This window comes from Kribbella sancticallisti (assembly GCF_039530625.1).
Taxonomy (GTDB): Bacteria; Actinomycetota; Actinomycetes; order Propionibacteriales; family Kribbellaceae; genus Kribbella; species Kribbella sancticallisti.
On the sequence record NZ_BAAAOS010000007.1, the window covers coordinates 356,726 to 369,013 of the forward strand.

The 12,288-nt window shown below is 69.6% G+C and carries 11 protein-coding genes; 8 read left to right on the top strand and 3 right to left on the bottom strand.

What is annotated here, in order from left to right; all coding sequences use genetic code 11:
• The first annotated feature begins 122 nt into the window (after positions 1–122).
• Positions 123–563 carry a hypothetical protein gene (locus tag ABD255_RS04835; protein WP_344210170.1) on the top strand — a complete coding sequence of 147 codons (441 nt, stop codon included), beginning with the start codon at positions 123–125 and terminating at the stop codon, positions 561–563.
• On the opposite strand, the gene otsB is transcribed toward ABD255_RS04835, so the two are convergent.
• From otsB to ABD255_RS04850, 3 genes are all read right to left on the bottom strand, one after another.
• Positions 529–1,362 (bottom strand): trehalose-phosphatase, encoded by an 834-nt coding sequence (gene otsB / locus ABD255_RS04840; protein WP_344210172.1) that lies wholly within the window; start codon positions 1,360–1,362, stop codon positions 529–531. The two genes, ABD255_RS04835 and otsB, sit on opposite strands and share 35 nt — an antisense overlap.
• A complete protein-coding gene (locus ABD255_RS04845) occupies positions 1,359–1,736 on the bottom strand; it encodes a LytR C-terminal domain-containing protein (protein ID WP_344210174.1) in 378 nt (125 codons plus the stop codon). Before ABD255_RS04845 ends, otsB begins: the two co-directional genes overlap by 4 nt.
• Positions 1,737–2,147: 411 nt before the next feature.
• Positions 2,148–2,456, bottom strand: coding sequence for a DUF3263 domain-containing protein (locus ABD255_RS04850; protein WP_026162776.1), 309 nt, complete (start codon positions 2,454–2,456; stop codon positions 2,148–2,150).
• Positions 2,457–2,625: 169 nt separating this feature from the next.
• On the opposite strand from ABD255_RS04850, the gene ABD255_RS04855 reads away from it, so the two are divergent.
• From ABD255_RS04855 to ABD255_RS04885, 7 genes are all read left to right on the top strand, one after another.
• Positions 2,626–4,062, top strand: coding sequence for an amidase (locus ABD255_RS04855; protein ID WP_344210176.1), 1,437 nt, complete (start codon positions 2,626–2,628; stop codon positions 4,060–4,062).
• Positions 4,053–5,054, top strand: coding sequence for a Gfo/Idh/MocA family protein (locus ABD255_RS04860; protein ID WP_344210179.1), 1,002 nt, complete (start codon positions 4,053–4,055; stop codon positions 5,052–5,054). Before ABD255_RS04855 ends, ABD255_RS04860 begins: the two co-directional genes overlap by 10 nt.
• Positions 5,055–5,060: 6 nt before the next feature.
• Positions 5,061–6,458, top strand: a complete 1,398-nt coding sequence (locus ABD255_RS04865; RefSeq protein ID WP_344210180.1) for an alpha,alpha-trehalose-phosphate synthase (UDP-forming) — start codon at positions 5,061–5,063, stop codon at positions 6,456–6,458.
• Positions 6,445–7,947 carry an FGGY family carbohydrate kinase gene (locus ABD255_RS04870; protein ID WP_344210183.1) on the top strand — a complete coding sequence of 501 codons (1,503 nt, stop codon included), beginning with the start codon at positions 6,445–6,447 and terminating at the stop codon, positions 7,945–7,947. Before ABD255_RS04865 ends, ABD255_RS04870 begins: the two co-directional genes overlap by 14 nt.
• A 155-nt stretch (positions 7,948–8,102) precedes the next feature.
• Positions 8,103–9,389, top strand: coding sequence for a sensor histidine kinase (locus tag ABD255_RS04875; protein WP_344210186.1), 1,287 nt, complete (start codon positions 8,103–8,105; stop codon positions 9,387–9,389).
• Positions 9,292–9,999: a response regulator transcription factor gene (locus ABD255_RS04880; protein ID WP_344210189.1), complete on the top strand. Its 708-nt coding sequence runs from the start codon at positions 9,292–9,294 to the stop codon at positions 9,997–9,999. The genes ABD255_RS04875 and ABD255_RS04880 overlap by 98 nt, the downstream gene beginning before the upstream one ends.
• Before the next feature lie 82 nt (positions 10,000–10,081).
• Positions 10,082–12,280, top strand: coding sequence for an MMPL family transporter (locus ABD255_RS04885; protein ID WP_344210191.1), 2,199 nt, complete (start codon positions 10,082–10,084; stop codon positions 12,278–12,280).
• Positions 12,281–12,288 lie beyond the last annotated feature (8 nt).

Consider the following 12,288-nt stretch of genomic DNA (forward strand, 5'->3'; position numbering starts at 1 on the left):
GGGTGTCCTTATGTCTCAATTCTTAGGACAAAGCGTACCAGAGTGGCCTAAGAATTGAGACATCGAGACATCACGGATCCGCAGGCCGATACTGAGTCATGGCGATGTCGGGTTGGCAGGCCGTGAAGCTTGTCGTTAACACGCTGAATCTCTCCACGCCGGCGGGCTTGCTCGTCGGCCTGATCGGGCGCGCGCGCTTCAGCCGCGGCCCGCGCGGCCTCTTCTACGCCACCGATTACAAGCTGCGTTTCCCGGCCGCCGGGGCCTTCACCCTCGGGAACCTGGTCCTCACCAAGCACGACCGGGCGTACATCGACCAGCGCCCGAAGCTGGTCAAGCACGAGGAGCGGCATTCGTGGCAGTACTTCTTCCTGATCGGCCTGCCGATGCTCCCGCTCTACCTGCTCGGCGCCGCCTGGTCCTGGCTCCGCACCGGCTGCCCGGCCTCCCGCAACCCGTTCGAGCGCCTGGCCGACCTTGCGGACGGCAACTACGTCGAACGCCCGCTCCGGCCCTTGAGGCAGGTGTTCAGCGGGTTGCGATCGCGTCCGAGAGGGCAGTGAGGACGGTTACTACGCCGGCCGGGTCGTCTACGACGATGTCGGCTGCGTCAGTCAGGGCAGTAGCGCCAGACGAGCGAGCAGCAACCAGTACTGCGTACAGCCCGTCGCCGCGAAGCTCGTCCAACGCCTGGAAGGCGGCGAGGTCACCCAGGTCGTCCCCGGCGTAGAGGACGGAGCGAGCTCCGGTGGAGTCGATGAGCCGGCGCAAGGCGACACCCTTGTCGATGCCAGGCGGGCGGATCTCCAGGACCAGGTTGCCTGGTTCCAGGCGGAGGTCCACCGACTCGGCGAGCTCGGTGAGCGGCGTACGCAGTACTTCCAAGGCAAGTTCGGGCTCTGGGAGGCGGCGGGTGTGGACGGCCAGGGAGCTGCCCTTGTCCTCCACGAACGCATCCGGCAGGCCCACCTCCCGCAGCAGGTCCGGGAGCTTCTCACGAGCCACCGCGACGCCAGAAGGGACCGGGTCGCTGGTGACGGCACCAGTAGACGCCTCCCACCGCTCAAGCCCGTAATGCCCCAGTACTACGAGCCGCCCGAGCCCCGGGTGACCAGTGACTCCGGACAACTCGGTCGCCACCAACGCGGGGCGGCCGGTCACGATCGCCACCTGGCCCACTGAGCGGGCAAGTCGCGCCAAGGCATCGAGTGCACCCGCGACCGGGCGGGACATCGCCGGATCCTCGACCAGCGGTGAGAGCACCCCGTCGAAGTCCGAGGCGATCACCGCGCCGGCGGGATCCGCGACGATCGCTTCCCAGCCTTCGCGCCCGGCCGCGGTCTGCAGGACCGGAGTACTCATCCTGCGTAGTCCGTGGTGAGGATGACGCTGAGGCGGTCCTTCTTCATGTTCGGCAGGGCGGTCTTGGTGCTGCCGATGCCGATGTCCTTGGCGAGTTGCGTGGCCTCGGCCTGCATGCCCGGCGGGTAGTACACAGTGCTGGTGACGATCTTGCCGTGCCAGTTGTCGCGGCCGGCGACGACCCAGCCGGCCTGCCGGGCGCGGATCGCGACGTCCTCGGCCAGGCCCTTGCGGCTGGTGTTGTTGAACACCTCGACGGCCGGTCGCTGCGACGGCGGGATCGTGGTCGGCTTGGACGGCGGCACGACCGGCGTCAGGATCGGCGGGGTGCTGGGCTCGGCCGACGGCGTCTCCACCGGCGCACTGGTCGGCACCGAAGAAGGCTCCTTGGTAGGCGCCGTCGAAGGGGTCGACGAAGGTGTAGCGGAAGGTCCGGAAGATGAAGGCTTGGCGGTGGGCGTCGGCGAGGACGTCTGACCGGCCGGCTTGTCGTCGGCGACGCTGTCGTTACCCCGCGTACCGAACAGAACCAGCAGTCCGCCCACGATTGCGACGACGGCGAGCACGGCGACGAGGGACGAGAGGACCTGTCCCCGTTCGTCCTTGGTGCGAGCGGCTCGCGCCGACGCTCCGTGCGTTAGCTCCGGTGTCCGGGTGGGTGCATCGCAAGGCGGAGTGAAGGGCTCGATGTTTTTCCATCGTGCCCTTTGCTCCAACGCCGCGAGGTGCCCGCCTGGGCGCCGGAGATAGCGTGCGGAGCGTTGGCGCGGGCCGCTAGTCAAAACTCAGACCTCGATACCCAAGCGGCGGGCGGATCGGGCGCGCTGGCGGGCGGCGCGCAATCGGCGCAGGCGCTTGACCAGGAGCGGGTCGTGGGCGAGGGCCTCGGGCCGGTCGATCAGGGCGTTGAGCACCTGGTAGTACCGGGTGGCCGACATCTGGAACTGGTCCCGGATGGCCTGCTCCTTGGCGCCGGCGTACTTCCACCAGTGCCGCTCGAATCCGAGGATCGCACCGTCACGGTCGGACAACCCAGCGACGGCCGGCTGGGCTGCTTCGGCGGGGCCGGAAGAGCTGGCGTTGGCGCTGTCCATCTGCTGGTGACTCCCGTGCGGTCGGTGATCGTCCGTCCGCGCTCCACTGTACGGGCTGAACGACAGCCATGTCATTCACCGCGCAGCTACCGAGCGTGTGTCGCGAGTGCCGGCACCCGGGACACCAGGCGGACGGCCCGGCGCGCTCAACTCTGGCAGGATCGACGGTGTGAGCTCAACTCGACAGGGCCCCGGCGACGTGTCGTCCAGCCCGCGAACCGCCGTCGCTACGGTCGAGGAGCTGCAGTCCCGGTACGCCGAGGTGAACCCTGTGGTGAACGCCGTCTGCACGCCCAATCCCGCTGCCCTGACCGAAGCCGCCCGACTGGACACGGAGCGTGACGACGGAAGGGTGCGTGGTCCACTCCACGGCCTGCCGGTGCTGGTGAAGGACAACATCGACACCGCCGACCTGCCGACCACGGCCGGTTCGCTGGCCCTGGCCGGCCAGCCGCCCCCGCCGTACGACGCTCCGCTGGTCCGCCGGCTGCGCGAGGCCGGGTGTGTCGTGCTCGGCAAGACCAACCTCAGCGAGTGGGCAAACTTTCGCGGCTCCGCCTCGTCGTCGGGCTGGAGCGCGTACGGCGGGCTGACCCGCAACCCGTACGCGCTGAATCGCTCCGCGGGTGGCTCCTCCAGCGGTTCGGGCGCCGCGGTGGCCGCCGGGCTGGCGGATCTCGCGATCGGCACCGAGACGAACGGGTCGATCGTCTGCCCGGCCGCGCTGAACGGGATCGTCGGGCTGAAGCCGACGGTCGGCCTGATCCCGCAGCAGGGGATCATCCCGCTCTCGCACTCCCAGGACACCGCCGGACCGATGACGAGGACGGTCCGCCAGGCGGCCGCGCTCCTCACGGTGATGACCGGCGGCGGTACGGACTACGAGTCCTACTGCCGGGGAGAGGACCTCAGCGGCGTACGCATCGGCGTACCGCGGGGGCCGTTGTGGGGGTACTCGCTGGGGCTGGACCGGCTCACCGAGGAGGCCATCGGCATGCTCTCGGCGGCCGGCGCCACCATCGTGGACGGGTTGTCGCTGCCGTCGCCGGGCAGCGAGGAGGACCAACTCGCGATCCTGGCGCACGAGATGAAGGTCGACCTCGCCGCATACCTCGCCTCCCGCCGGCCAGGCGGTCCGCGCACCCTCGCGGACGTGATCGCGTTCAACCGGGCGCACGCGGACGTGGAACTGCGGTACTTCGGCCAGGACCTGTTCGAGCGGTCCGAGCAGACCGACGGCCTGGACTCCGCGGTCTACGTCGCGGCCAGGTTGTCCGCCCTTCGAGCCGGCCGGGACGGGATCGACACCCTGTTGCGGGACAATCAACTGGACGCCCTCGTCACGCCGTCGTACTCACCGGCCTGGGCGATCGACCTGATCAACGGCGATCACGTGCTCGGCAGTTCGTCGTCCCATGCGGCGCTGGCGGGCTATCCGCTGCTGGCGGTTCCGTCCGGCCTGGTCGAAGGGCTGCCGGTCGGCATCACCTTCAGCGGGACCGGACGGAGTGACGCCACCCTCATTCGCTTGGCGCACGCCTTCGAAACCGCGAGAATCAAGGCTCACGGCCCGTTCCCGACCCCGGAGTTCAGACAGTGGGTATAGATCGAGTCCGCTGGGGAATCGTTGCTACTGGCAACATCTCCACGTCGTTCACCAAGGACCTCGCCGAACTCCCCGGCCAGGCCGTGGTGACGGCGGTCGCGTCCCGCTCGCTGGACAACGCGCACCGGTTCGCCGAACTGTTCGGGATCGAGCACCGCTACGACGACTACCGGCGGCTGATCGACGACGGCCACGTGGACGTGCTCTACATCGGCACCCCGCATCCCCAGCACTACGCGACCGCCAGAGCCGCCCTGCAGGCCGGGATCGCGGTGCTCTGCGAGAAGCCGGTGACGCTGACCGCACGGCAGGCCCGGGACCTGATCGCCGTCGCCCGTGAGCACGACACGCTGTTCGCCGAGGCGATGTGGATGCGCACCAACCCGGTCGTGCAGGCGATGTTCGCCGACCTGACCGAAGGTGTCATCGGCGAGCCGATGGAGGCGCTGGCGGACTTCGGTTTCCACAAGCCGCAACTGCCGGCCCGGCTGCTCGACCCGGCCCTGGGCGGCGGCTCGCTGATGGACGGCGGGATCTACCCGATGACGTTCGTCCACATGGCCCTCGGCAAGCCCGACGAGGTCAAGGCCGTCGGCTCGGTGAACGAGGACGGCGTCGACCTGAACGTCGCGATGGCCTGGCGCTACGACTCCGGCGCCGTCGCCGCCCTGACCTGCGGACTCCGCTCGCAGAACCCGTGGACCGCCTCGGTGAGCGGTCCGGAGGGGCACCTGCTGCTCCCGAACCGGTTCCATCACCCGGAGTACTACGTCCGCAGTACGGCCGCGGGCGAGGAGCGGATCGACGTACCGACGCATGGCCTTGGGTACCACTACGAAGCAGCCGAGGTGATGCGGTCGCTGCGCGCGGGGCAGGTGGAGTGCCCCGCCCTTCCGCATGCCGCCACGATCGAGATCCTCGAACTGCTCGACGAGACACGTAGACAGATCGGGGTCAGCTACCCCGGCGACGACGAATACCTGGGTGGATAACAACTGATGCCGAGCGGACGCAGTTCCTTCGTGGTGGTCGCCAACCGGCTGCCGGTCGACCGGATCGAGATGCCCGACGGCAGTACTGCGTGGCGGCGGAGCCCGGGTGGGCTCGTCACCGCCCTGGCCCCGGTGATGCAGGGACACCACGGCGCCTGGATCGGCTGGACCGGCGGCAAGGACGAGAAGCTCGACCCGTTCGACGAGGGCGGCATGCACCTGGTGCCGGTGACGCTGTCGGCCGAGGACGTGGAGCTGTACTACGAGGGCTTCTCCAACGCGACCCTGTGGCCGCTGTACCACGACGTGATCGTGGCGCCGGAGTTCCACCGGGAGTGGTGGGAGTCGTACGTGGCGGTCAACCGGCGGTTCGCGGAGGCCGCCGCGGAGGCCGCCGACGACAACGCCGTGGTGTGGGTGCACGACTACCAGCTGCAACTGGTCCCGGCGATGCTGCGGCGGCTGCGGCCCGACGTACGGATCGGCTTCTTCCTGCACATCCCGTTCCCGCCCACCGAGTTGTTCGCGCAGATGCCGTGGCGCCGGCAGATCCTGGACGGGCTGATGGGCGCGGACCTGGTCGGCTTCCAGCGGCCCGGCGCCGCCTCGAACTTCGCCCGGCTGGCCCGCAACCGGATGGGCCTGCGCACCCGCGGCGACCGGATCCACCTGCCGGACGACCGGATCGTCCGGGCCAAGGCGTTCCCGATCTCGATCGACGTCGGCGAGTTGGAGCAGATCGCCCGCCAGCCGGAGACCGAGGCCCGCGCCGCCGAGATGCGCGAAGAGGTCGGCAATCCCGCGCACATCCTGCTCGGCGTGGACCGGCTCGACTACACGAAGGGCATCCGGCAGCGGCTGCGCGCCTTCGGTGAACTCCTGGACGAGGGCCGCGTCTCGGTCGACGACGCCGTCTTCATCCAGGTGGCGACCCCGTCGCGCGAGCGGGTCGAGCAGTACCGCGTACTGCGCGACGAGATCGAACTGCTGGTCGGCCGGATCAACGGCGAGCACGGCCGGATCGGCACGCCGGCCATCAACTACCTGCACACCTCCTACTCCCGCACCGAGATGGCCGCCCTGTTCCGGGCCGCCGACGTCGCCGTGGTGACCCCGCTGCGCGACGGCATGAACCTGGTCGCGAAGGAGTACGTGGCCTGTCGGTACGACGACACCGGCGCGCTGGTGCTGAGCGAGTTCGCCGGCGCGGCGGACGAGTTCCGCCAGGCCTTCCTGGTGAACCCGCACGACATCAACGGGATGAAGGACACCATCGTCGACGCGATGAGCACCGACGACCGCCAGCTCGGCCGCCGGATGAAGGCGATGCGCAAGCACCTGGCCGCCCACGACGTGAACGTCTGGGCCGCCTCGTTCCTCAAGGCCCTCCATGCCGAGGACTGACGATTCCGTCGTCGACGGAACTCCGGAGGAAACGAAAGCGGAGGGGCAGACGAGGACCGGGAATTCGATTCTCGCGCTTGATCTGGGTACTTCGTCGGCGCGTGCGCTCGTACTGACCGCCGACGCGTCGCCGGTGCCGGGTGCGTTGGCGCGGCACAAGGTCACCCCGGCGTACGGCGCCGCCGGCGAGGCGACGCTGGATCTGCACAACTATGTCGAAGGCCTGCTCGGCTGCCTCGACGAGCTGCAGCAGAACGGGCACCTGACCGGCATCACCGACATCGTGCTGTCCTCGCAATGGCACTCAATCGTTGCCCTCGACAACAACGGCGCCGCGCTGACGCCGGTGATCCCCTGGGTCGACACCCGGTCGGTCGCCGCGGCGGTGGGCTCCGACTTCGACGAGCACGCCTTCCACGCGCGGACCGGCGCCTGGTTGCACCGGCTCTACTGGACCCGGCGGATCCCCTGGCTGCGATCGCTGATCTCTCCCGCCGCCTACGCCGGCCTCCCGGATCTCGTGCTGGAGCGTCTGACCGGAGTGCGGGTGACGTCGGTGTCGATCGCGTCCGGCACCGGAACGCTCGACCTCGCCTCAGGGACCTACGACGACGAAGCACTCGCGGTGGCAGGGGTTTCGGCCGCCGCGCTGCCGCCGATCGTGCCGACGGGCTGGACCGGCGCGCTGTCCGCGGAGTACGCGCGGCGGTGGCCGGGGCTGGTCGGAGTACCGATTCATCCGCCGACCGGCGACGGCGCCGCGTCCAACGTCGGCACCGGCGGGTACGACGAGTCGACCGCCGCGGTGACCGTCGGTACTTCGGCCGCCGTGCGGGTGGTCCACCCGATCGAGGACGCTCCGGAGTTGCCGTGGGAGCTCTGGCGGTACCGCGTGGACGACAAGCGCGCGGTGACGGGGATGGCGTTCTCGGCCGCGGGGAACCTGCACGCGTGGCTGACCGGAGTACTGCGGCTGCAAGACCCGGAGCCCTTCGACGTCGAGATCGGGTCGTCGCGGGTGGTCGCGATCCCCTTTCAGGCGGGGACCCGGCCGCCGGACACCGTGCCGAGTGGCTCCGGGGTGTTCTTCGGTTTGTCCTTCGACGACACCGCCGCCGACTTGCTGGCCGCTTCGCTGCAGGGCGCGTCGCTGGAGGTCGACCGCGGCCTGCGGCTGCTCGACGGTCTCTTCGGCCGGCCGCTGGAGGTCGTCCTGGGCGGCGGCGGGATCGACGCCTCCGCCTGGTGGCGCCGCTGCCTGACGGCCACCTTTGCTCGGCCCACAACTACGTGCTCCGAGCCGGAGGTGGGTGCCCGGGGCGCGGCTGCCGTGGCTCTCGGCCTGTCACCCGCTCCGGGCGGCGAAACCCAGAAGCCGGTCGCGGCCGAGGCAGAACGGGTTGACCTACTCCGTCCCCGCTATGAAGCCCTCCGCGCGCTGGCCGTCCAGGCCGCCCCGCAACTGAAGAACCCCGGCGAACTTCTCTAACTCCGACTGCGACCGCTGCCTCCGAGCCAGTTCTGTCGGCTCCGACCTCGCGGACTACTCCCGTGGAGTGACACCGGCGTACTGCATCTGTAGTACGGGCTGAATACGGCCGGTGGACGACGCGTCCGCTGGCCCTGCTCACGTACTGTGAGGAGATGGGCGCGCCTCCGCAGTGGTACGCCGGATACAAGCTGCATCCGGTGGCGTGCGACCACGCCATCGCGCTGACCGTTCTGGCCATCAACCTGCTGCAGCCCGGCGCCAACCACGGCGAGCGGCAGATCGAGCTGACCTTCGGCCGCGTGGTGATCATCGTGATCGCCTGCGGGGCCCTCGTCTTCCGCCGTCGAGCGCCCTTGGTCGTGCTCGCGATCACCACCGCGGCCGCCATCGCGTATGCGGTCACCACCGAGGTCAAGAGCCCGATCGCGCTGGCGCTGGCGTGCGCGATTTACACGGTCGTGGTGCAGACCGACCGGCCGACCCGCTCGATCGCGGTCATCGGGACCGCCGTGATCATGGTCAGCACCTCCACCCTGTTCACCGACGGCACGTTCCTCGAGAACCTGTCCGTGGCCGTGCTGGTGCTGTTCGCCGCCGCCCTCGGCGAGGCAGTCCGCTACCGCCGCGCGTACCAGGCGGAGCTGGAGGACCGGGTCAGGCGAGCCGAGCAGTTCCGTGAGGAGGAGGCGGAGCGCCGGGTGATCGAGGAGCGGCTGCGGATCGCCCACGAACTGCACGATGTGATCGCCCACCACATCGCCCTGATGAACGTCCAGGCCGGCGTCGCGTCCCACCTGCTCCGCGAGGAGCCGGACGAGGCCGACCGCGCGCTCGTCCTGGTCCGCGAAGGCGGCCGGACCGTACTGCGTGAGCTGACCGTGCTGCTCGGCGTGCTCCGCCGCTCGGGCGACGGGTCGCTGCCGACCGCGCCGACGCCTTCGCTGCAGGAGCTCGACGCCCTGATCGACTCGTTCACCGCCGCCGGCCTGGTGGTCGACTGGCAGCCGCCGGCGCCCGGACCACTCCCGGACGTGATCGAACTGACCGCCTACCGGATCCTGCAGGAGTCCCTGACCAACGTGGTCAAACACGCACCCGGCGCCGTCGTACAGGTCCGCTTCGAGCAGCAACGCGGCTCGCTCACGATCGAGATCACCGACGACGGCGGCCACCCCGGTACGCCGTACCGAAACGTCGCGCCGGCACCGATCGGCGCCGGCCACGGGCTGCTGGGCATGCGGGAGCGGGTCACCGCGGTCGGTGGCGATCTCACCACTGGACCGGTGGCACCTGGCGGGTTCCGGGTGCGCGCGGTTCTACCTCTGGAGACGGGAGACACAGGTGACGATCCGGGTGCTGCTGGCCGACGACCAGACGCTGATTCGGAGCGGGTTCCGGGTGCTGGTGAACTCGGCGCCCGGTCTGGAGGTTATTGCTGAGGCGGCGAACGGCCAGGAGGCCGTCGAGCTGGCTCGCAGCGAGCGCGCCGACGTGATCCTGATGGACATCCGGATGCCCGGGGTCGACGGTCTGGCCGCAACTCGGGAGATCACCGCCGACGAGTCGCTGGCCGGGGTGAAGGTGCTGATCCTGACCACCTTCGAGGTCGACGAGTACGTCTTCGAGGCGATCCGGGCCGGGGCCAGCGGGTTCCTCGGCAAGAGCGTCGAGCCGGACGAACTGATCAGCGCGATCCGGGTGGTCGCGCGTGGCGACGCGCTGCTGTCACCCAAAGCCGTGCGTGGATTGATGAATCGCTTCCTGGCGCAGCCCGAGCTCGGCCCGTCGAACGGTGCCACCGAGCTGGACGTGCTGACCGACCGGGAGCGCGAGGTGGTCGGTCTGGTCGCACTGGGGCTGTCGAACGACGAGATCGCCGAGCGGTTGGTGCTGTCGCCCTTGACCGCCAAGACGCACGTGAACCGGGCGATGGTGAAGCTCGACGCCCGGGATCGGGCGCAGCTCGTGGTGACCGCTTACCGGACCGGGCTCGTCCGGGCCGGCACTGTGGAGCAACCCGGGGCGGTCGCAGTACAACCCACGCAGTAGCCGCCTACAGCAGGCGCAGTACGGCGAGAAGCCCACCGCTGACGGACGCGGACTACAGGGTGACACCGCAACGATCGTCAGCATGGCTACCTACCTCTACCGGCTCGGCCGGTTCGCGTTCCGCCGGCGCAGGATGGTCGTGTTCATCTGGCTCGGTCTGCTCGTCGCGGGCATCACCGGCGCCGCGACGCTGTCCGGGCCGACTGCCAATGGATTCTCGATCCCGGGCACCGAGTCGCAGCGGGCGGTGGACCTGCTCGACGAGCGATTCCCACAGGCCGGCGCTGACGCCGCGACGGCCCGGATCGTCTTCCAGGCACCACCGGGCGAGCAGCTCAGCTCAGCGGACAACACCGCTGCGGTGAAGACGGCGCTCGGCCGGGTCGGCACCGCGCCGGAGGTAGCCACCGTCTCGGATCCGTTTGCGGCCAAGGCGATCTCGGCCGACGGCCGGACCGGCTATGCCCAGGTGTCGTACGAGGTCACCGCCCAGGAGATGACGCCCGAGGCGAGAGATGCGATGTCCGCCGCGGTGGAGCCGGCGCGCGCTGCCGGCCTGACCGTCGAGTACGGCGGTGACGCGATGCAGGCCCAGGAGGAACAGAGCCTGACCGAGGTGATCGGTGTCGGCGTGGCCGCGGTGGTGCTGCTGATCACCTTCGGCTCGCTCGTCGCCGCCGGTCTTCCGTTGCTCTCGGCAATCATCGGGGTAGGCATCGGCTCCACCGCGATCACGGCCGCGACCGGCTTCATCGACATCGGGTCCGGAACGCCGATTCTCGCGGTGATGATCGGGCTCGCGGTGTCGATCGACTACGCCTTGTTCATCATGTCCCGCTATCGGCACGAACTGGCGACCGGTCTGGAACCGGAGGAAGCGGTCGGCCGCGCGGTGGGGACCGCCGGCTCCGCGGTGGTCTTCGCCGGGCTGACCGTGGTGATCGCGCTGGGTGGCCTGTTCGTGGTGGACATCCCGTTCCTGACGCAGATGGGGCTTGCTGCCGCCTTCACCGTCGTCATCGCCGTGGCGATCGCGCTGACGCTGCTGCCCGCTGTGCTCGGGATGGCCGGGCGTCGGGTCGTCGGCGGCCGGATCCCCGGTCTGCGCGGTGGCGACCCGGAGAGCACGGGCGGCAAGCCGTCGGCCGGTCGTCGGTGGGCGGGGTTCGTCACGCGGCGGCCGGTCGCCGTGCTGCTGGTGGCCGTGGCCGGCCTTGGATTGCTGGCGATTCCGGCGGCCAGCCTCGAGCTCGGGTTGCCAGACGACAGCACCGCCGCTCCTGCCTCCACCCAGCGCAAGGCGTACGAGATGTTGTCGGAGGGCTTCGGCCCGGGCTTCAACGGCCCGCTCATGGTCGTGGTCGACGTGGCCGGCTCCGCGGATCCGAAAACCGCCGCCGCGAGTACTGCGAACGTAGTACGGGCGTTGCCGGATGTGGCCGTGGTGACCCCGCCGACCTTCAACCCCGCGGGTGACACCGCGCTCCTGACGGTGATCCCGAAGAGTGGTCCGAGTACGACCGAGACCAAGGATCTCGTCGAAGCGATCCGGAGTGCGCCGGAGGCCGGCGGCGCGGAGGTTTCGGTGACCGGCGGGACTGCCTTCAACATCGACATCTCCGACAAGCTGAGCGGCGCGCTGCTGCCGTACCTGTCGCTGATCGTCGGGTTGGCGTTCCTGCTGCTGATGCTGGTGTTCCGCTCGATCCTGGTTCCGCTGAAGGCGACCCTCGGCTTCCTGCTGACGGTGGCGGCCACGTTCGGCGCCGTGGTCGCGGTGTTCCAGTGGGGCTGGTTCGCCGGGCTGTTCGGCATCGAGGGTCAGACTGGCCCGATCATCAGCATGCTGCCGGTGTTCCTGGTCGGCATCGTGTTCGGCCTGGCGATGGACTACCAGGTCTTCCTGGTCACCCGGATGCGCGAGGAACACGTCCACGGCGCGACCTCCGGCGCCGCCGTTGTCGACGGCTTCAGCCACGGCGCCCGGGTCGTCACCGCCGCCGCGGTCATCATGATCGCCGTCTTCTCCGGCTTCGTCCTCTCCCCCGAAACCCTGGTCCGCCAGATCGGCTTCGGCCTCGCCTTCGCCGTAGCGATCGACGCCTTCGTCGTCCGAATGACCATCGTCCCGGCCGTCATGGCCCTCCTGGGCCGCTCCGCCTGGTGGCTCCCCCGCTGGCTCGACCGCCTCCTCCCCAACGTAGACGTAGAAGGCGAAAAGCTCCGCCACCACCTAACCCCCGAACCCCCTGTCCGAGAACCAGAACTAGCCACCCGCTGAGTTGCCCG